Raw genomic sequence first — 20,489 nt, forward strand, 5'->3', positions numbered from 1 at the left:
CGCGACGCGGGGGAGGTGACGGCCACGGGCGTCAGGCCGCCGGCAAATGCAGTTCCCCGAACGCCACCTTGCCCTCGGGCGAGCGGAAGCACGGGGTGTTGAAGAACGCGGCGAGGTAGGCATCGGGCGCCGGCTTGAAGCCGGAATCCAGGGTGTAGGTGTTGCCGGTCGCGGGATCGGTGGCGGTGAGGTTGATGCCGCCGTTGTCGAGCGTGCGGAAGCGGCCGATGTCCCAGCCCTGCTGCTGCCAGCGCGCGTGCGCGGCCTCGATCTGCTGCGCGATGTCGTTGCCCGGCGCGCGCCCGCGCAGGCCCACCCAGACGTAGAACAGGTCGTCGCGGGTCTCGCCCTGCGCGCCCTCGCAGCGGTTGGCGCGCACCTCGATCGATTCGCGCTCGATCGACAGGCCGGCCACGACCGCCTCCACCTGCGGCAGGAACTCGGCGGCGGCCTGTTGCGGCGTCTTGTGGTCCATGGTGTCGGTGTCCTCGGCGCCGGCGCATCCGGCGAAGAGCAGGCACGCCAGGGCGCCCGCGATGGGGAGACGTCGTGCCACGCGATGCAGACCGGTCTCCATGCGCGCCAGCATAGCGCCGACCGCCGCTCAGCCGAACCGGCGGCCCACGGTGTCGACCTGGTCGTAGTTGCCGGTCACGATGTAGGCCTGGTTGCGCAGCGCCTCGGTGCCCGGATCCCAGTATTCGCTGTGCCCGGAGGCGCCGTCGGTGGTGATGCGCTGGCCGCCGAAGCTCCAGTCGACCGGGCTGTTGCCGTGCACCTCGGTGTAGCTGACCGGATCGTTGCTCGCCGCGCCGGCCCAGAAGTGGTCGGCGCCGATGTGCATGTCGCTGATGTCGTCGACCAGCGGGCTGTCGATGCGGAACGGTCCCCAGCCGGGACGGCGCTCGTCGGCCTCGTAGCCCATGCCCGGGCTGCCCATGGCGATGATGTCGTCGACGGCCAGGCCCTCGCCCGCCATCGCGTCGGCGGTGCCGACCACGGTCGAACCGTAGGAGTGGCCGATCACGGTCACGCGCGCGTCGGGACCCTGGTGCGCCTCGCGCAGGCCGAAGGTGAAATCGCGCAGCGCCGGCGCGCCGTCCTTCGCGTAGCCGGCGCCGAGGGCATCGGGGAAGATGTCGTCGGGCGCGTCGTAGCCCAGCCAGACGATGGTGGAGGTCTCGCCCGAACCGGGCACGGTTTCGGCCTGCGCCTGCAGGTCGGCCATGCGGTCGATGTTGCCGCCGAGGCTGCCGACGTCGGTGCCGGTGCCGGGCACGAAGATCGCGACGTTGTCGGCGGTGTCGGGATTGCTGATGGCGACGATGGCCTGCGCATCGCTGCCGCCGGCCTTGGGCTGGAAGCCGAGCAGCAGGAGGCGGTCGCTGGCGGGACCGGACTGCGAGGACTCGATACGATCCAGCAAGGCCTGCGAGGCCTGGCGATCCTCGCCGTGTTCGGCATCGTGGCGCAACATGGCCAGGTTGGCCTCGTGCCGCACTTCCGCCGGCAGGCCGTCCATGCCGCCGATCTGCGGGCCGTAGCTGGCGAGGTAGTTGGACTGTTCCTGCGCCGACAGGCCGTTCCACCACTGCGCCTGCTCCTGCGCGCTGCCCGACGGCGGTGCGCCCGCGGGACAGGCGTTGGGCTGGGGCAGGTCGAGCTGCGTGGATACCGGTCCGATGGTCGGGCTCATGCGGCGCTCCGGCGGGCATGCTGGCGATGCCGGAAGCCTGCGCGAGGCGCGAGGCCGTGGAAAGCTAGGGCAGACCCTTGGCCGGCGCCGCATCCGCGGCGAAGAAGGCTTCCACGTCGCCCACGTCGCGCGTGGTCGCGAACGGCGGCAGCGAGTCGAGGAACACGCCGCCGTAGGACTTCTGCGTGAGCCGCGGATCGCACAGCACCAGCACGCCGCGGTCGGTCTCGGTCCGGATCAGGCGGCCGACGCCCTGCTTGAGCGCGATCACGGCCTGCGGCAGCTGTTCGTCGCGGAAGGGATTGCCGCCGGCGCGGCGGATCGCCTGCAGCCGCGCCTCGAACACCGGATCGTCCGGCGCGGCGAACGGCAGCTTGTCGATCACCACCACGCTCAGCGCCTCGCCGGCGACGTCGACGCCTTCGCGGAAACTCGCCGCGCCGAGCAGCACGCCGTTGCCCGACTCGCGGAAGCGCTGCAGCAGCACGTGGCGCGGCGCCTCGCCCTGCACGAACAGCGGCCAGTCGCCGGCCTCGCGCAGCAGTTCGGCGGCCTCGCGCAGCGCGCGGTGCGAGGCGAACAGCACGAAGGCGCGGCCGCCGGAAGCCTGCAGCACCGGGCGGACGGCTTCGACCACGGCCCAGGTGTAGTCGCGGTCCGAGGGCTGCGGCAGCCGCGGCGGCAGGTAGCAAAGCGCCTGCCGAGGCCAGTCGAACGGGCTGGGCACGAGCAGCGTTTCGGGCGCGTCCAGGCCCAGGCGCGTGGCGATGTGGCCGAAGGCCTCGTCGACCGCAAGCGTGGCCGAGGTGAACACCCAGGCCGCGCGCGAGTGCTCGCGGTGCGCGCGCAGCGGACCGGACACGTCCAGCGGCGTGCGCTGCAGGCGGAAGCCGCGCGGGGAGAGTTCGTACCAGCGCACGTCGTCGTCCGGGCCGCCGCCGTGCGCATCGTCGAGGCCGGCGTCGAGGCCGCGCTCGACGTGCCAGCGCGCCAGCCGCGACATCATGTCCTGCGCGCGCGCATGGCAGGCGTCGAAGCCGGGGGACGCTTCGCGCAGCGGCGCCAGCGCGTCGCGCAAGGCCGCGACGGACTCGGCGAGCGCACGCAAGGCGGCGTCGAACGCGGGCCACTGCAGCGCCCGTGCCTGGGTGCCGCGCGCCGGCAGGCCCTCCATCGCCGCGCGCAGCGCGCGCGCGGCCTGCTCCAGGTCGCGCGCGGGCTGCTGCACGAGCGCCAGCGAACCCTGCACGTCCTTGCACTCGCCCAGCGCGTCGCGCCCGAGTTCGACCAGGGGCCGCGCCGACAGGCCTTCGCCGAAGAACTGCGCGGCAAGCTCCGGCAGCTGGTGCGCCTCGTCGACGACGAACGCCTGCGCGCCGGGCAGGATCTCGCCGAAGCCTTCCTGCTTGAGCGCCAGGTCGGCCAGCAGGAGATGGTGGTTGACCACGACCAGGTCGGCCGACTGCGCCCGCTGGCGCGCCTGCACGACGAAGCAGTCGGTCCACATCGGGCATTCGCTGCCGAGGCAGTTCTCGGCGGTCGAGGTCACCATCGGCAGCAGCGGCGAATCCTCGGGCAGCGCCTCGATCTCGGCGAGGTCGCCCATCTTCGTGCGTCCGCTCCAGGCGACGATGCGCTGGAACTGCGCGATCTGCTCGCGCGAGCTGAAGCGCGGCTCGCCCTTCGCGCGTTCGAGCCGGTAGCGGCACAGGTAGTTGGCGCGGCCCTTGAGCAGCGCGGTCCTGAGCCCGGTGCCGAGCGCGTCGCGCACGCGCGGCAGGTCGCGGTGGTAGAGCTGGTCCTGCAGCGCGCGGGTGCCGGTGGAGACGATCGCCTTCTGCCCGGACAGCAGCAGCGGCACGAGGTAGGCGAAGGTCTTGCCGGTGCCGGTGCCGGCCTCGGCCAGCAGGGTGCCGCGCGCGTCCAGCGCCCCGGCCACCGCGCCGGCCAGGCGCTGCTGCGCGTCGCGCACGACGAAGGCGGGGATGCGCTGCGCCAGCAGGCCGCCGTCGGCGAGCGCGGCGATGCTGCGCGCGGCCAGCGTCTCCCCGTCGATCGCGCCCCCCTGGTCGGACATCTCAGAAACGGTTCGGTCCCGCGACCTTGCAGCCGTCGACCTGCCGTTTCGCCGAGGCCGCGCCTTCGGCATCGCCGGCGACCAGGCGCACCTGTTCGATCGTCGCCCAATGGCGTCGGCACAGCGGTCCGACCTGCGCGCCGAGCGCGAACGCGCGTTCGGCCAGCTGGCCGGCGCGCTCGAAGTCGCGCTGCAGCAGCGCCGTTTCCGCACGCTCCTGCAGCAGCGCCGGGTCGTCGGCCACGATCGCCAGCGCCCGCTCCAGCGCCGCGGCCGCATCGTCGTGGCGGCCCTGCGCGCGCGCCTGCTGCGCCTGTTCGCGCACGTCCTCGACCATCGGATCGCGCAGCGGCTGTACCGCGAGTTCGCCTTCGCCGTCGCCGGCGGCGGCATCGATCGCGGCGACCATCTGTTCGGGCGTGGCTGCGGTCAGCGGTGCGGGCGCGGCGGGCTGCGGCGGCGCGCTGGCGCAACCGGCGACGAGCACGACGGCGGCCAGCACCGCGATGGCGGGAATCGACTTCATGGCTTGCTACTCGCTGGGTGGGGGGCTGGGTTGCGACGGCGCTGGCTCGGCCGGCGCCTCGCGACGACCGAACCCGAACCACTCGCGCCAGCCGCGCGACGGCGCGTCCTCCGGTTCGCCGAATGCATCGGGCTGCGCGTAGACGCAAGGCTGGTGCGGCGGCGCGAAGCCGGCGACGAAGGCGAAGCGGCGCGCGCCCGGGCATTCGGCATCGGTGGCGTTGGACTGCAGCACCCACTGCCAGTCCAGGCCCTGGTTGCCGACCTTGAGTGGCGCGCTCGGCAGGTGCGAGAACAGCCCCGACCACACCCGCATCGCGCCGGTGGCGCCGTACAGGCCGGTCTGCTCGTTCTGGTCGTTGCCGACCCAGGCCACGGCGAGGTGGTCGCCGGTCCAGCCGGCGAACCAGCTGTCGCGGCCGTCGTTGCTGGTGCCGGTCTTGCCGGCGGCGCCGAGCCGGCCGAGGCCGTCGTTGACCAGCTGGCGGCCGGTGCCCGAGGTCACCGCGTGCTGCAGCGCCAGCGTCACCAGGCGCGCGGCGATCGCGTCGCCCTCGGTCGCGGGCGCGGGATCCTTGTCGTAGCGCTTGACCACGCGGCCTTCCGGATCGAGCACGCCGCGCACCGCGTGCAGCGGCTGGATCTCGCCGCCGGAGGCGAGGAACTGGTAGAGCTGCGCCATCGCGTACGGGCTCTGGTCCATCGCGCCGAGGATCAGCGCGGGATTGGCGCTGGCCTGGATGCCCGCCAGCGTGCGCACCAGGTCCGCCAGCCGCTCCGGCTCGACCTGCATGCCGATGCGCACCGTGGCCTGGTTGTACGACTGCGCCAGCGCGTCGATCGCGCGCACGGTGCCGTGGCTGCGGCCGTCGGAGTTGCCCGGCGACCACTTGCGCCCGTTGTCGAGCGTCACCGTCACCGGCGAATCGTCGACCCAGGTCGCCAGCGACCAGTTGCGCGGGCTGGCCAGCGCCAGCAGGTAGACGAAGGGCTTGAGCAGCGAACCGACCGGGCGCTGCGCCTCGACCGCGCGGTTGAAGCCGTGGCGCGTGGGCTCGCGGCTGCCGACCACGGCGATCACTTCGCCGTCGTGCACGTCGGTCACCACCAGTCCGGTCTCCAGCGGCGGGCGCTTGCCGGTCTGCAGCGACTTGAGCGTGCGCACCACCGAGGCTTCGGCATAGGCCTGCGCGGACGGCGACATGCCGGTCATCACGCTCAGCCCAGCGCCCTGCAGCGCGTCGGCCGGATAGTCGCGCGCCAGCTGCCGGCGCACGAGGTCGACGTAGGCGGGGAAGCGGTTCGCGGCGATGCTGCCGGGCACGCTGGTCACGCCCAGCGGCGCCTTGACCGCGCGGTCGTGCGCGGCCTGGTCGATCAGCCCGGTCTGGAGCATGTTCGCCAGCACGAAGTCGCGGCGTTCCTGCGCGCGCTCCGGGTTCCGCCGCGGGTCGTAGTACGAGGGTCCGCGGACCATGCCGACCAGCAGCGCCACGTGTTCGACCTCGAGGTCCTCCAGCCGGCGCCCGAACCAGAACTCCGCGCCCGCCGCGATGCCGTGGATCGCCTGCGCGCCGCGCTGGCCGAGGTAGACCTGGTTGAGGTAGGCCTCGAGGATCGTGCCCTTGTCGTAGCGCGCCTCCATCAGCAGCGCGTACAGGATCTCGTTGAACTTGCGGCTCCAGGTCTGCTCGCGGCCGATGCCGAGCAGGCCGCTGCGCGCGAGCTGCTGGGTCAGGGTGCTCGCGCCCTGCTTCTTGTCGCCGGCCTTGAGGTTGACGAAGGCCGCGCGCGCCATGCCGCTGAAGTCGATGCCGATGTGGTGGGCGAAGTCGCGGTCCTCGACCGCCTGCAGCGTGTCGGTGACCAGCGGCGGCACGTCCTCGACCCGCACCAGCCGGCGCTCCTCCTGCCTCTGCCCGTACAGCGTCGCGATGCGCGCAGCGTCCAGGCGCGCGGCCTTGATCGCCTTGTCGCCGGCGAGGTCCTTCAGCGCGCCCACCCGCCCGCCCGAGAGCGTGGCCTCGATGCGGCTGGGGCCGACCGCGCCGTCGAGGTCGCGGAAGCCACGGCTGGAGATCGTCCAGCGGCCGCCGTCGCGCTGGTAGGTGCCGGCGCGCACGCCGTCGCCCTCGCGGTACGAAGCCGCATCGAGCTCGGTCTTGAGCGTCTGCGCGTCCATCGCCAGCCCCGGCGCCAGCCGCAGCGGGCGCGCGTAGACGCGGGTCGGCAGTTGCCAGCGCAGTTCGCCGAAGCGCTCGCTGATCTGGTGGTTCAGGTACAGCGTGTAGGGGACCAGGAAACCGATGCCGAGGCCGATCGCCGCCAGCGCCCAGGTCACCAGCCGGCGGCGCCAGTCGCTGCCGGAGGCGCCGTGGGCATCGTCGTCGTGGTCGTCTTCGTCGTACTCGATGCGGGCCATGCACTCCGGAACCTGCACCGGCAGTCAGCCGCGGAATGCGACAATCGGCGCGATGCGCAGTCTAGCCCACCCCCACGGCCCCGGACCGGCCACCGCAACCCCGTGGTCAGCTGGAGTTGCAGGGACATGACGTTCTCCCTGGCCGATGCCAGGCTGCTGCTGGTGCGGACGACCGGCCTCGTCCGTCGCGGGCTGGCGAGCCTGCGCACGCGCGGCTGGCGGCACAGCTGGGAACGGGTGAAGCTGCAGTTCGCGCGCGCGGCCATGCCGGCGCGCGGCGCGCTCGTCGCCGCCGATCGCGGCCCGTTCGCACCGTTCGCGGTCCCGCGCAGCGACGCCCCCGTCGCCAGTGTCGTGATCCCGGTGCACGGGCACTGGCCGCACACCCTCGCCTGCCTGCGCGCGATCGCCGCGCATCCGCCGGCGCGCGCGGTGGAGGTGATCGTGGTCGACGACGCCTCGCCGGACGAAACCGCGACCCTGCTGCCGCGGATCGATGGCCTGCGGGTGGTATCACGCGCGGAGAACGGCGGCTTCATCGCCGCCTGCAACGACGGCGCGGCGGCCGCGCGCGGCGACTTCCTCGTGTTCGTCAACAACGACACCGTGCCGCAACCCGGCTGGCTCGATGCGCTGCTGGACACCTTCGACGCGCACCCGGACACCGGTCTGGCCGGCGCGCAACTGCTGTATCCCGACGGCCGCCTGCAGGAAGCCGGCGGCGTGGTGTTCGCCGACGGCGGCGCATGGAACTACGGCCGTTTCGAATCACCGCAGGACCCGCGCTTCGCCTACGTGCGCGACGCGGACTACCTGTCGGGCGCAGCGATCGCGATCCCGCGCGCATTGTTCGAGCGGATCGGCAGCTTCGATCCGCGCTATGCGCCCGCGTACTACGAGGACACCGACCTCGCCTTCGCCGTGCGCGAGGCCGGCCTGCGCGTGCGCTACCAGCCCGCGGCGCGCGTGGTGCACGACGAGGGCACCACCGCGGGCACCGATCCGGCGAACGGCGTCAAGGCCTACCAGGCCCGCAACCGGGCGATCTTCGCCGCGCAGCGCGCCGCCGCGCTGGCCTCGCACCTGCCCGCCGGCAGCGTGCCGTCGCCGGCGCTGCTGCATCGCGACCGGCGGCAGGTGCTGGTGGTCGACGCGACCACGCCCAGGCCGGATCGCGATTCGGCCTCGCTGCGGCTGGTCAACCTGATGCGCCTGCTGCGCGAGGAAGGCGCGCACGTGGTGTTCCTGCCCGCCGACCTCGCCCATGCCGGCCCGTATACCGAAGCGCTGCAGTCACTCGGCATCGAAACCTGGCACGCGCCCTACGCCAGGCGCCTGCCGGCATGGCTGCGCGAACACGGCCCGCGGTTCGACGCGGCCATGGTCAGCCGCCACTACGTGCTGCGCGAGCTGCTGCCGCTGCTGCGCGTGTCGGCGCCGCAGGCACGGCTGGTGTTCGACAGCGTCGACCTGCACTTCGTGCGCGAAGCGCGCTCGGCACAGCTGGCCGGCGACGCCACCATGGCGCGCAACGCGGCGCGCACGCGGACGCTGGAGCTCGACATCGTGGCGCGCAGCGATGTCACCACCGTGGTCAGCGCGGACGAAGGCGCCGTGCTCGCGCGCGAAGCGCCGGGCGCGCGCGTGGAAGTGCTGTCGAACGTGCACGAGGTCGCCGGCGCTGGGCTGCCGTTCGCGCAGCGCCGCGATCTGGTGTTCGTCGGCGGCTTCCGCCATCCGCCAAACGCGGACGGCGTGCGCTGGTTCTGCGAAACGGTCTTTCCGAAAGTGCGCGCGCGCCTGCCCGAGGTGCGCTTCCACTGCATCGGCGACGGGCCGACGCCCGAGATCCGGGCGCTGGCGCAACAGGACGGCGTGCTGGTCCACGGCTACGTGCCCGACCTCGCGCCCTACATGGACGGCTGCCGGATCGCGGTGGCGCCGCTGCGGGTCGGCGCCGGGGTCAAGGGCAAGATCAACCTGAGCATGGCGCACGGACAGCCGGTGGTGGCGACCTCGATCGCCGCCGAAGGCATGCACCTGCGCGACGGCATCGACGTGCTGATCGCCGACGATGCCGATGCGTTCGCCGACGCGATCGTGCGCCTGCACGGCGATGCGACGCTGTGGATGGAACTGAGCCTCAACGGCCACGGGAACATCGCGCGGCATTTCTCGCCGGATGCGGCGCGCGGCGCGGTGCGGCGGATTTTTTTCCAGGACGCGTAATCGGCAGAACGACCGGATGCCTGACATGGTGGTCCGCGAGGCCTGGAACATCGAGACCGTTGCGAATGAACGCCTGGAGTTGTCATCCCGAACGCAGTGAGGGATCTGCTTTTGCAGGCACCCGGCAGCAGGTATCCCACGGCACAGTCGAAAGACGCTGGGTCCCCGCCCCCCGCCTTCGCGAGGGCAGGCTTCGCGGGGATGACGACATCGCGACACCGACAACCGTGAGCATGGGGCAGCCGCTGCGGGAGGCGCGCCGACGGCTCAGTCGGCAGACCCGGACGCCCTGCGCAGCCGGCGACCAAACTCGGCCAGCCCCGGCGTCGACGGGTCCAGCGCGCCCGCAGTAGCCAGCGCCTCTTGCGCCGTCGACAACTGCCCGCCTGCGAGGCGTTCGTCGCCGATCGCCAGCCAGCGCTGCGCCAGCCGCCGCCTTGCCTGGGTGAGCGCGGCGGCGTCCTCGCCCAGCGATTCGCGCGCGTCGAGGCAGCTGCGGGCGCGGGCGAGGTCGTTGGCGCTGAGGCCGCGCTCGAAGCAGGCGCGGGCCGAGGGCAGCAGGCGCGCCACCGCGCGCTGCACCTCGGGATCGCGCGGCGCCGCGGCCTGCGCGGCGCGCAGCTTGTCGTAGGCGCTCTCGCCGGGGGGCGTCAGCAGGTCGCCGCGCGCCTGTGCCGCGGCCGCCTGGCGCAGCAGTTCGGGAACGCGGCCTGCGCGGTCGCGGCCCGAGCCGGCCGCCTCCAGCTGTGCGTGCCGGCGCTGCGCGCGTTCGACCGCGGTGCGTGCGGCCGCCACCGCGGCGGCGTCGGGCGCCAGCGCGCGGGCCCGGGTCAGCGCCGCGTCGGCATCGGCGAAGCGGAAGTCCGCGGCCAGCCGCTGCGCCTGCTGCGCGAGCGCGTCGGCGGCGCGGCGCAGGCCGTCGCGGGCGCCGGCATCTTCCGGGTCGTACTGCAGCAGGCGCTGCCAGGTCGCGACCGCGGCGTCGACGCGGCCGCGGCGCAGGTCGGCGTCGGCGCGGCGGCGCAGCGCGTCGAGTTCCTCGGTGAAGCGCGCCTGCGTGTCGGGCAGGTCGACGTGGCCCGCGTCGTAGCGGCGCGCGGCGGCGATGGCCGCGGCGGCCGCGGGGATGTCGCCGCCGCGCAGGTCGTTGCGCGCCTGTTCGAGCAGCGCGCTCAGGGCGTCCTCGCGCCCGCGCAGGGCGTCCGCGCGCCCGGGCTGCAGTTCAAGCACGCGCGCATACAGCGGCAGCGCCGCCTCGTCATCGCCCTGCAGGCGCCCGGCGATGCGCGCCGACTCCGCCCGCGCCACGAGGCCTTCCAGTCCCGCATGCGCCGCCTCGCGCGTGCGCAGTTGCACGGCCACGGCATCGGCCTGTTCGCGCGGGACCGAGAGCTCGCGCGCCAGGCGCAACTGCGCGTGGGCGTCGGCGAAGCGGTCCTGCGCGGTCGCCTCACGCGCCTGCGCCAGCGCCGCCTCGGCCACCCGGGCGAGGCCGGCGCGGGGCTCGCTGCGGTCCGGGTCGATCGCCATCGCCGCTTCATAGAGTTCGCGTGCGCCGCTGCCGTCGACGGCGCTGAGGTGGCCGCGCGCCAGCGCCTGCGCCGCTTCCGCGGTCAGCTGGTGCACCCGCGCCTGCGGCCACAGCCGCTCCGCCAGCGGTTCGCGCCACAGCGCGGCCGCAAGCACCAGCGCCGACAGCAGGGCCAGACCGCCGATCCACCAGCCGCGTGCAGGCGGCGTCGGCGCTCGCCGCGCGCGCGGGGCACGCGCCTCGAAGCGCAGCCCCCGCAGGTCGCCGACCACGGGCTCACGCCGGCCGTCCCGCGCCGCGCCGTCTCCCGTCGAAGTGTGTTCCCGGCCCACCCGCGCAGCTTACGGACGGCGGCTGAACGCACGCGTGAAACCACTGGGCCAGGAATCGCGTCGACAAGCGCCAGCTTGTGGGAGCGACCTTGGTCGCGATGCTTTTTCGGAGGGCTGAGGGCTAAGAGCCTGTTCAAAGTCTCTATGGCGGTCTGTGCCGGATCGTCGTCCCGGCGAACGCCGGGATCCAGTTTTCGCCTGCAGAGACAGGACTGCCGCCGAACGGAAGGCTGGATCCCGGCGTTCGCCGGGATGACGAGCGAGGTTCGGGACGTTGAACAAGCTCTAAGGGCCGGAAAGCGGGAAGTGCGACGCTTCTGCTTTTCAGCCCTCAGCCGCCGAACATCCCCCATTCGCGCCCAAGGGCGCTCCCACGGGGCATCGCCACCCTGGATCGGGACCCGCCCTACTCCCGGCGCGCCTGCTCCACGCCGGGCAGGCTGTCGAGCCTGGCCAGCAGACGCGACAGCTGTTCGTAGCCTTCCACCCGCAGGCGCAGCCGCAGGCGGACGCGGCCGTGGCGTCCGGCGTCGCTGCGGATCGCGACCACGTGCGCATCCTCCTGCGCGATCAGGTTGCTCACGTCCTTGAGCAGGTGCTTGCGGTCGACTGCATCGACCACCGCGGTCGCCTCGTGCACGCCGCCCTCGCGGCCCCAGTCGACCGGCAGCACGCGCTGCGGCTCCTTCGCCGCCAGCCGCGCGAAGGCCGCGCAGTCCGCCCGATGCACGCTGACCCCGCGCGTGCGCGTGAGATAGCCGGCGATCGCCTCGCCCGGCAGCGGCTGGCAGCAGCGCGCGATCTGCACCAGCAGGTTGCCGACGCCGACCACGGTGAACACCGACTTCGACGGCTTGGGCACCCGCCGCTGCGGCGCGGGCACGGCCGGCGCGACCTCGTCCGGACGCGCCTGCGCACGTTCGTGGTCCTGCAGCGCGCGCCCGACCTGGTGCGGGCCGACGTCGCCGAGCGCGACCAGCACCAGCAGTTCGTCGGCGGCGGCGACGTTGAACTTCGCCAGCACCGGCTGCAGGTCCGCGCCCAGCAGGCCCATGCGCCGCAGCTCGCGCTCGAGCATCTCGCGGCCGGCCTGCAGGTTGCGCTCGCGATCGAGCTTGTGGAACCAGCTGCGCACCTTCTCCCGCGCGCGCGGGCTGGCGAGGAAGCCGTTGGCCGCGACCAGCCAGTCGCGCCGCGGCTCGGGTTCCTTCGCGGTCAGGATCTCGACCCGGTCGCCGCTGCGCAGCCTGTGGTCGAGCGGCACGATGCGGCCGTCGACCTTGGCGCCGCGGCAGCGGTGCCCGACCATCGTGTGCACGTGGTAGGCGAAATCCAGCGGCGTCGCGCCGCGCGGCAGGTCGACCACCTCTCCCGCCGGCGTGAGCACGTAGATGCGGTCCTCGACCAGTTCGGTGTCGAAGCCGCGCGCCAGCGCGACCTCGTCGTCGCCCTCGCCGTGCGATTCGAGCAGGCGGCGCATCCACTCGATCTTGCGCTCGAGCGCGGCGTTGCCGGCGGCCGAGCGCTGCGAGCCGCCCGTCTCCTTGTAGCGCCAGTGCGCGGCGACGCCGAGTTCGGCCTGCTCGTGCATCTCGCGGGTGCGGATCTGCACCTCCAGGGTCTTGCCTTCCGGCCCGACCACCGCGGTGTGCAGCGAGCGGTAGTCGTTGTTCTTCGGCCGCGCGATGTAGTCGTCGAACTCGCCCGGCACCGGCGCCCACAGCGCGTGCACCGCGCCCAGCGCGGCGTAGCAGGCCGGGATGTCGTCGACCAGCACGCGCACCGCGCGCAGGTCGTACAGCTCGCCGATCGGTACGTCCTTCTTCCGCATCTTCTTCCAGATGCTGTAGATGTGCTTGGGCCGGCCGGCGATGTCGGCGGCGATGCCCTGCGTGCGCAGCGCCTCGCCGAGCAGGCCCTTGACCTGCTCGATGTAGCGCTCGCGGCCGGCACGGTTGTCGTCGAGCAGCGCGGCGATGCGGCGGTAGGTGTCGGGTTCGAGATGGCGGAAGGCGAGGTCCTCCAGCTCCCATTTCAACTGCCAGATGCCGAGCCGGTTCGCCAGCGGCGCATGGATGTCGCGGGTGAGCTGCGCCAGCGCGCGGCGCTCGTCCTCCGGCAGCGCGCCGGCGTGCCGCATCCGCGCCAGCTGGCGTGCGAGCAGGATCGGCACCACGCGCAGGTCGCGCACGATCGCCAGCAGCAGCCGGCGCAGGCCCTCGGTGTTGCCCTGCCGCGGGCGCTCGGCGTGCAGGGTCCAGACCTGGTTGGCGGCGCGCTGGCCGTCGAGCAGGGCGGCAACGGCGGCGTGCCGGGGCGGAAGCGCGGCCTCGACGCGCTCGGCCAGCGCCGGCAGTTCGAACAGGATCGCGGCGGCAATCGAGTCGCCATCGGCCTCCAGCAGCGCCAGCGCCGCGAGCGTGTCGTCCAGCACCGCGGGCGATGGCGGCGTCGCCTGCGCTTCGGGCAGGTCCGCGGCCGCCTGGCGCAGCACCTCGCGCAGCGCCGGCGCGATCGCCGATGCCGCGGGTGATGCCAGCCATGAATCGAGGCCGGTGGATCCTGCTGCCGACACGCGCGTCATCCGGGGGAAGAGCGTCCTACAGTAGCGGCGGCGCGCGCCGGCGAACAGACGCGCGGGTGGCACGATCGATCGCGGCAGACGGAACAGGTCGGGCCTGCAGGTGTTCTTGTCGTCATCCCCGCGAACGCGGGGATCCATTTTTGCGCTGACGCCAAAGACACTGGGTCCCCGCCTTCGCGGGGATGACGATCGTTCCACATCTCGAGTCAACGCCCGGCGCGGGTGCGAGCGCAGGGACCGGGTCAGCCTTCCCGCAGCGCCGCCAACCGCGTCGCCAGCTTCTTCGGCGACACGCCGCCCTTCGCGCCGAGCTCCTGCGCGAACAGCGACACGCGCAGTTCCTCCAGGTCCCAGCGCAGCGCCTGCCACGCCGGATCCTGCGCGCGCCCGGCCGCGGCTGCCTCGTTCAATGCATCCATGAACGGCTTGACGTCCAGCATCCGCTGCTGGTCGCGCAGCGGGTCGCGCAACGCGCGCTCGGCGCGCAGCGACAGGGCCTTCAGGTAGCGCGGGTAGTCCTTCAACGCCTCGGCCGGGACGTCGCGCAGGAACCCCGGCGGCGCCAGCGCGGCGAGCTGCGCGTGCATGTCGTCGAGGTTGGCCCTGGCCCAGCCGACCAGCTTCGAGTCCAGCCGCCCGCGCACTTCGGCGACCAGGTCGAGAATCGCCTCGGCCTGGCGCAGGCGCTGCATCGCCTCGCCGAACAGGGCGCGGCCGGCGGCGTCGCGGCGCGCGGCAAAGGCCTCGGCATCGCGGATGTCGCCGAGACCTTCGGCCAGCAGCGCGGCCAGCGCGCCGTCGACGAGGTCCTCGCGCAACCGGTCGCCGCGGCCGCGCGCGTCGCGCCCGGCATCGCCCGTCGATTCGATCGCCGCGTACAGCAGTGCGGTCTTGGGCTGCACCGGCAGTTGCTTGCGCGCCTGCTTCGCGCGGTCCTGCAACGCGATCACGAGCAGGCGGCGCACGCCCTGCGGGTGCAGGCGGCGGGCCTTGCCGCGGTCGGCGTGGACGGCCAGCGAGGCGCTGTCGCCGGCATCCTCCAGCGCCGGATACGCCGGCACGCCGCCGGCGCCCGGAACCGATTCGGGGATCGGCGCCGCCGGGAATTCGCGCAGGCCCGCCTGCGCCAGTCCCTCGGCGGCGCGCGCGGAAAAGGCCTCGGCGGCGCGCGTGCCGAAGCGTTCGCGCAAGGCATCGAGGTCGCGCGATTCGGCGAGCACGTGGCCGTCGCCGCGACCGGGCACGTCGACCAGGCGCAGGTTCGCGCGCAGGTGCGGCTCCAGCACGGATTCGTCGAAATCGGTGGCGACGACATCCACGCCGGTCATGCGCTTGAGGAAGCGCGCCAGCGTGCCGGCGAAGGCATCCGGCTCGTCGGCGCCGTGCGCTTCGGCGAACGTGCGCGCAAAATCGGGCGCCGGCACGAAATTGCGGCGCAGCGTCTTGGGCAGGGCGCGGATCATGGCCGCGGCCTTGTCGGCGACGAAGCCCGGGGCCAGCCATGACAGGCGCACGGGATCCAGCGCATTGAGCAGGTGCAGCGGCACCGAGACCGTCATGCCGTCGTCCGGCGCGCCCGGCTCGAAGCGGTAGCGCACCGCGAGGCGCGTGTCGCCCAGGGCGATGAAGGCCGGGAAGCGGAACGCGTCGGCGCCCTCGCCCGTCAGCAGTTCGTCGCGCGACCATTCCAGCGCCTGCTTCGCCTCCGCGGGCAGCTTGCCGTACCAGGCGTCCAGCGAGCGCGCGTCGACGAGTTCGGCGGGAATGCGATCGGCATACCACTGCCGCATCCAGTCCTCGTCGACAACCAGCCCCGCCCTGCGCTGCTTGGCCTCCTCCTCGCGCGCGGCCTCGAGCGTCTTCAGGTTGCGCGCGACGAACGGGCTGCGCAGGTTGACCTCGCCGGCGACGAGTGCGTCGCGCAGGAACAGCTCGCGCGCCTCCAGCGGATACAGCCGGCCGTAGTCGACCGGCTTCTTCGGCGCCAGCACCAGCCCGAACAGGCTGACCTGCTCGCTGCCGAGCACGCGTCCCTGCGAACGCGACCAGCGCGGGTCGTGGTGGCGGCGTGCGAGCAGGTGCGGCAGTTCGGCGATGACCCAGTCCGGCTCGATCGCGGCGTTGGTGATCGCCCAGACCTTCTCGGTGTCGAGCAGGGTCGCCGACAGCACCCACGGCGGCGGCTTGCGCGCCAGCGCCGAGCCCGGGAACAGCTGGAAGCGGCGTCCGCGCGGGCCTTCGTAGAGGCCGCGTTCGGTGAGATGGCCAAGCTGGGTCGGCAGGCCGGCGACGAGCGCGCGGTGCAGCAACGCGTATTGCCTTGCGCCCTCCCCCGCTTGCGGGGGGTGAGGATGGCCCGTCAGTCCCGGCCATAGCTCCCCGCACTGCAGCTTCAGCTGCCGATGCAGCTCGCGCCACTCGCGCATGCGCAGGAAACCGAGGAAATGCTTCTCGCACCACTTGCGCAGCTGCGACTGGGTCAACGCCTCGTGCACCTCGCGGTAGGCCTCCCAGAGCTTGAGGATGCCGACGAACTCCGACTTCGGGTCGGCGAACAGCGCGTGCGCGTTGTCGGCCGCGGCGCGCTGGTCGGCGGGGCGCTCGCGCGGGTCCTGGATGCCGAGGAAGGACGCGATCGCCAGCATCTCGTGCAGGCAGCCGTGGCGCTGCGCGGCGATCAGCATCCGCGCCAGCTTCACGTCGACCGGCAGCTTCGCCATGGTGCGGCCGATGTCGGTGAGCCTGCGCTGCGCGTCGACCGCGCCGAGTTCGGACAGCTGCTGCCAGCCGTCGGCCACCGCGCGCGGGTCGGGCGGTTCGACGAAGGGGAAGGCGTCGATGTCGCCCAGCCCCAGCGACAGCATCCGCAGGATCACCCCCGCCAGCGCGGCGCGGCGGATTTCCGGATCGGTGTAGGGCGGGCGCGACAGGAAGTCCGCTTCCGAATACAGCCGCAGGCAGGTGCCCGGCGCGATGCGCCCGCAGCGGCCCTTGCGCTGGTCGGCGCTGGCCTGCGACACCGGTTCGACGTGCAGCCGGTCGAGCTTCTGCCGCGGGCTGTAGCGCTTGACCCGCGCCAGCCCGGGATCGACCACGTAGTGGATGCGCGGCACCGTCAGCGAGGTCTCGGCGACGTTGGTCGCCAGCACGATGCGCCGCTGCGGGCCGGGGTTGAACACGCGGTCCTGGTCGCGCGCCGACAGCCGCGCGTACAGCGGCACCACTTCGGTATGCCGGTACTTGCGCCGCTCCAGCGCCTGGTGGGCGTCGCGGATCTCGCGCTCGCCGGGCAGGAACACCAGGGTGTCGCCGGTGCCGCGCTCGCGCATGATCTCGTCGCAGGCGGCGACGATGCCGTCGAGGGCGCTGCGTTCGCCCTCGTCCTCCCCTTCGCCCTCGAGCGGGCGCCAGCGCACCTCCACCGGATAGCCGCGCCCCTCCACGTCCACCACCGGCGCATCGTCGAAGTGCTTCGAGAAACGCTCGGTGTCGATGGTCGCGGAGGTGACGATCAGTTTCAGGTCGCGACGCCTGCGCAGCAGCTGCTTGAGGTAGCCCAGCAGGAAGTCGATGTTGAGGCTGCGCTCGTGCGCCTCGTCGACGATGATCGTGTCGTAGCGCGAGAGCCAGCGGTCCGAGGCGATCTCGGCCAGCAGGATGCCGTCGGTCATGAACTTGACCGCGGTGTCCTCGCCGACGCTGTCGTTGAAGCGCACCTGGAAGCCGACCAGCCCGCCCACCGGCACCTGCAGTTCCTCGGCCACGCGCCGCGCGACCGCGCGCGCGGCGATCCGCCTCGGCTGGGTGCAGCCGATCATCCCCGCCGCGCCGCGCCCGGCGGCCAGGCACAGCTTCGGCAACTGGGTGGTCTTGCCCGAGCCGGTCTCGCCGGCGACCACCACCACCTGGTGCGCGCGCAGCAGCTCGACGATGCGCTCCGCGTGCGCGGCGATCGGCAGCTCCGGCGCGACCTGCGCGGCCGGCAGCCGCGCGGCGCGGGCCTCGCGCGCGGCCACCGACGCCTGCAGCGCGGTCGCGAAGGCCTCCTGCGCGGCGGACCGCGCCGGATCGGCGTTCCAGCGCGCCCACAGCCCCGCCAGCCTGCCCCGATCGCGCGACAGGGCGCCGTCGATCGCCCGGCGGGCCTGCTTTAACGCCGCCGTCGCGGGGCCGCGCCTAGAATCCATGCGCAACCTTGCAAAGGCGCGCGCAGGTCGCATATTCGTTCTGCATCGGCCTATTGTCGCCAAAACCAACCGACCCGAGGTCCCCCATGTCGAAGACCAAGACCAAGCCCGCGAAAACCGCCAGGGCGGCCAAGCCGTCGAAGGACGCCAAGCCCGCCCTGACCATCACCCCCGTCGCCTCGCCCGCGGCCCGCGACGGCGGTCCCGCGATCGACATCGGCATCTCCGACAAGGATCGCAAGCAGATCGCGAAGGAGCTGTCGAAGTTCCTGGCCGACAGCTACACCCTGTACCTGAAGACCCACAACTTCCACTGGAACGTCACCGGCTCGATGTTCAACGCCCTGCACAACATGTTCGAGGCGCAGTACACCGAGCAGTGGACTGCGCTCGACGAGATCGCCGAACGCATCCGCGCGCTGGGCTACAACGCGCCCGGGTCGTACGCGGAGTTCGTCAAGCTGTCCTCGATCAAGGAAGAGCCCGGCGCCACCGAAGCGCCCGACTGGCGCGAGATGGTGCGCCAGCTGGTCGTCGGCAACGAAGCGGTTTGCCGCACCGCGCGCAAGGTGCTGGACGTGGCCGACGACGCCGACGACGCGCCCACCGAGGACCTCGCCACGCAGCGCCTGCAGACCCACGAGAAGTACGCCTGGATGCTGCGCTCGCTGCTGCAGTAGGACTCGGGACCGAGGGCCGGGGCCGGGAAAACCTCCCCCCGGCATCGTCATCCCGGCGAAAGCCGGGATCCATTTTGATCCTGTCCCTGCCCGCGACGGTGAAGGCAACCGCCAATGGATCCCGGCTTTCGCCGGGATGACGAATCGCGAGGAACCCGGCACATCGGACCGCCCCGAACCGGCAGCTGCCGGTATCCGCCGATCCCGCGCAAGGCGGTTTCCCTACAGCCGCCCTCGCCCGCGACGGTATCCTGAGCACATGAAGGCAACCCCCGAAGCGCTGCTCCAGCAGGTGTTCGGCCACGCCGCGTTCCGCGGCGAGCAGGCCGCCATCGTCCACCACGTCGCCGAAGGCAACGACGCGCTGGTGCTGATGCCCACCGGCGGCGGCAAGTCGCTGTGCTACCAGCTGCCGGCGCTGCTGCGCGACGGCGTCGCGATCGTGGTCTCGCCCCTGATCGCGCTGATGCAGGACCAGGTCGACGCCCTGCGCCAGCTCGACGTGCGCGCCGCCTGCCTGAACTCCACCCTCGACGCGGACGCGGCGCGGACGGTGGAACAGCAGCTGCTCGCCGGCGAACTCGACCTGCTCTACGTCGCCCCGGAGCGCCTGCTCACGCCGCGCTTCCTGTCCCTGCTCGACCGCGCGCCGGTCGCCCTGTTCGCGATCGACGAAGCCCACTGCGTCTCGCAGTGGGGCCACGACTTCCGCCCCGAATACCGCGAGCTGACGATCCTGCACGAGCGCTGGCCCGGCGTGCCGCGCATCGCCCTGACCGCGACCGCCGACCCGCCTACCCAGCGCGAGATCGCCGAGCGCCTGCAGCTGCAGGACGCGCAGCGCTTCGTCAATTCCTTCGACCGCCCCAACATCCGCTACACCGTGGTGCAGAAGGAGAACGCCAGGCGCCAGCTGCTCGACTTCCTGCAGGCGCACCGCGGGCAGGCCGGGATCGTGTACTGCCTGTCGCGGCGCAAGGTCGAGGAGACCGCCGAATTCCTCGCCGGCCACGGCATCGACGCCCTGCCCTACCACGCCGGCATGGCCGCGGACGCGCGCGCGTCCAACCAGCGGCGCTTCCTGCGCGACGACGGCGTGGTGATCGTCGCCACCATCGCCTTCGGCATGGGCATCGACAAGCCCGACGTGCGCTTCGTCGCACACATGGACCTGCCCAAGTCGATCGAAGGCTACTACCAGGAAACCGGCCGCGCCGGGCGCGACGGCGAGCCGTCGGAAGCCTGGATGTGCTACGGCCTCGGCGACCTGGTGCTGCTGCGGCAGATGATCGAACAGTCCGACTCCGGTCCCGAGCGCAAGCGCCTGGAGCATCGCAAGCTCGACGCGCTGGTCGGCTACTGCGAATCGATGCGCTGCCGCCGGCAGGTGCTGCTGGCGAACTTCGGCGAGGACTACCCGCAATCCTGCGGCAACTGCGACAACTGCCTGCAGCCGCCCGAGGCCTGGGACGCCACCGAGGCCGCGCGCAAGGCGCTGAGCTGCGTCTACCGCACCGGCCAGCGCTTCGGCGCCGCGCACCTGATCGACGTCCTGCGCGGCGGCGAAAGCGAGCGCATCCACCAGTTCGGCCACGACCGTCTCGGCGTGCACGGCGTCGGCGCCGACCTCGACGCGCGCACCTGGCGCGGCGTCTTCCGCCAGCTGGTCGCCCATGGCCTGCTGGACGTGGACACCGAGGGCTACGGTGGCCTGCGCCTGGCCGAGGCCAGCCGCGCCGTGCTCAAGGGCGAGCAGACGGTGATGCTGCGCAGGGTGGCCGGCAAACGCGAGCGCGAACGCAGCGCCTCAGGCCGCGCCACGGCCCCGGCGATCGAACTCGCGCCCGCCGACCTGCCCCTGTTCGAAGCCCTGCGCGAGATGCGCGCGCGCCTGGCGCGCGAGCAGAACGTGCCCGCCTACGTGGTCTTCCACGACAGCACGCTGCGCGCGATCGCACGCGATCGCCCGGACGATCGCGACGCACTGGCCCGCGTCGAGGGCATCGGCGCCGCCAAGCTCGAGCGCTATGCCGACGTGGTGCTCGAGGTCCTGCGGAATGCTGACGAGACGGAGGTCACCGCGCCGTAGCCGCGGCCGGCCCGCTGCAGGACAGGACGCCACACCGCTGGAATATCCCCGCGGCTACAGCACGTTGCAGGTGAACTGCAGCGTCAGCGAAGCGCCCGGTTGCAGCGTTCCCAGGACAAGGCCACCTGCGGACGTCA

At 72.8% G+C, this 20,489-nt stretch carries 11 protein-coding genes; 3 read left to right on the plus strand and 8 right to left on the minus strand.

Annotated elements, in window-relative coordinates; all coding sequences use genetic code 11:
- Window positions 1-31: 31 nt before the first annotated feature.
- The 5 genes from FQY83_RS10185 to mrcB all read right to left on the minus strand — a co-directional run bounded on the left by FQY83_RS10185 (window position 32) and on the right by mrcB (window position 6,720).
- Window positions 32-577: a hypothetical protein gene (locus FQY83_RS10185; RefSeq protein ID WP_158636479.1), complete on the minus strand. Its 546-nt coding sequence runs from the start codon at window positions 575-577 to the stop codon at window positions 32-34.
- Window positions 578-604: 27 nt separating this feature from the next.
- Window positions 605-1,696 (minus strand): alpha/beta hydrolase, encoded by a 1,092-nt coding sequence (locus FQY83_RS10190; protein ID WP_202878179.1) that lies wholly within the window; start codon window positions 1,694-1,696, stop codon window positions 605-607.
- A gap of 64 nt (window positions 1,697-1,760) precedes the next feature.
- Complete coding sequence (yoaA, locus tag FQY83_RS10195) at window positions 1,761-3,773, minus strand: DNA repair helicase YoaA (RefSeq protein ID WP_146387636.1); 2,013 nt, start codon at window positions 3,771-3,773, stop codon at window positions 1,761-1,763.
- Window position 3,774: 1 nt separating this feature from the next.
- Window positions 3,775-4,299: a hypothetical protein gene (locus FQY83_RS10200; protein ID WP_146387639.1), complete on the minus strand. Its 525-nt coding sequence runs from the start codon at window positions 4,297-4,299 to the stop codon at window positions 3,775-3,777.
- Between the two features lie 6 nt (window positions 4,300-4,305).
- Window positions 4,306-6,720, minus strand: coding sequence for a penicillin-binding protein 1B (mrcB, locus tag FQY83_RS10205; RefSeq protein ID WP_146387641.1), 2,415 nt, complete (start codon window positions 6,718-6,720; stop codon window positions 4,306-4,308).
- A gap of 126 nt (window positions 6,721-6,846) precedes the next feature.
- Between mrcB and FQY83_RS10210 the strand changes: the two genes are divergently transcribed.
- Window positions 6,847-8,949 carry a glycosyltransferase gene (locus FQY83_RS10210; RefSeq protein WP_146387643.1) on the plus strand — a complete coding sequence of 701 codons (2,103 nt, stop codon included), beginning with the start codon at window positions 6,847-6,849 and terminating at the stop codon, window positions 8,947-8,949.
- Between the two features lie 267 nt (window positions 8,950-9,216).
- Here FQY83_RS10210 and FQY83_RS10215 read toward each other — a convergent pair whose 3' ends face one another.
- The 3 genes from FQY83_RS10215 to hrpA all read right to left on the minus strand — a co-directional run bounded on the left by FQY83_RS10215 (window position 9,217) and on the right by hrpA (window position 17,583).
- On the minus strand, window positions 9,217-10,752 hold the full coding sequence (locus tag FQY83_RS10215; protein WP_146387645.1) for a hypothetical protein: 1,536 nt from the start codon (window positions 10,750-10,752) through the stop codon (window positions 9,217-9,219).
- A 466-nt stretch (window positions 10,753-11,218) separates the two neighbouring features.
- A complete protein-coding gene (locus FQY83_RS10220; protein ID WP_146387647.1) occupies window positions 11,219-13,396 on the minus strand; it encodes a RelA/SpoT family protein in 2,178 nt (725 codons plus the stop codon).
- 242 nt (window positions 13,397-13,638) lie between these two features.
- Window positions 13,639-17,583: an ATP-dependent RNA helicase HrpA gene (gene hrpA / locus FQY83_RS10225; RefSeq protein ID WP_158636480.1), complete on the minus strand. Its 3,945-nt coding sequence runs from the start codon at window positions 17,581-17,583 to the stop codon at window positions 13,639-13,641.
- A gap of 86 nt (window positions 17,584-17,669) precedes the next feature.
- On the opposite strand from hrpA, the gene FQY83_RS10230 reads away from it, so the two are divergent.
- Complete coding sequence (locus tag FQY83_RS10230) at window positions 17,670-18,263, plus strand: Dps family protein (RefSeq protein WP_146387651.1); 594 nt, start codon at window positions 17,670-17,672, stop codon at window positions 18,261-18,263.
- A 259-nt stretch (window positions 18,264-18,522) separates the two neighbouring features.
- Window positions 18,523-20,352, plus strand: a complete 1,830-nt coding sequence (gene recQ, locus FQY83_RS10235) for a DNA helicase RecQ (protein WP_146387653.1) — start codon at window positions 18,523-18,525, stop codon at window positions 20,350-20,352.
- Window positions 20,353-20,489 lie beyond the last annotated feature (137 nt).

This window comes from Luteimonas marina, from assembly GCF_007859325.1.
Lineage (GTDB): Bacteria > Pseudomonadota > Gammaproteobacteria > Xanthomonadales > Xanthomonadaceae > Luteimonas > Luteimonas marina.

Bases quoted from the DNA above. Each gene is read 5' to 3' on its own strand.
- recQ (WP_146387653.1), top strand. From the start codon at position 18,523: ATGAAGGCAACCCCCGAAGCGCTGCTCCAGCAGGTGTTCGGCCACGCC.
- FQY83_RS10230 (WP_146387651.1), top strand. From the start codon at position 17,670: ATGTCGAAGACCAAGACCAAGCCCGCGAAAACCGCCAGGGCGGCCAAG.
- FQY83_RS10185 (WP_158636479.1), bottom strand. From the start codon at position 577: ATGGAGACCGGTCTGCATCGCGTGGCACGACGTCTCCCCATCGCGGGC.
- hrpA (WP_158636480.1), bottom strand. From the start codon at position 17,583: ATGGATTCTAGGCGCGGCCCCGCGACGGCGGCGTTAAAGCAGGCCCGC.
- FQY83_RS10210 (WP_146387643.1), top strand. From the start codon at position 6,847: ATGACGTTCTCCCTGGCCGATGCCAGGCTGCTGCTGGTGCGGACGACC.
- mrcB (WP_146387641.1), bottom strand. From the start codon at position 6,720: ATGGCCCGCATCGAGTACGACGAAGACGACCACGACGACGATGCCCAC.
- yoaA (WP_146387636.1), bottom strand. From the start codon at position 3,773: ATGTCCGACCAGGGGGGCGCGATCGACGGGGAGACGCTGGCCGCGCGC.
- FQY83_RS10190 (WP_202878179.1), bottom strand. From the start codon at position 1,696: ATGAGCCCGACCATCGGACCGGTATCCACGCAGCTCGACCTGCCCCAG.
- FQY83_RS10200 (WP_146387639.1), bottom strand. From the start codon at position 4,299: ATGAAGTCGATTCCCGCCATCGCGGTGCTGGCCGCCGTCGTGCTCGTC.
- FQY83_RS10220 (WP_146387647.1), bottom strand. From the start codon at position 13,396: ATGACGCGCGTGTCGGCAGCAGGATCCACCGGCCTCGATTCATGGCTG.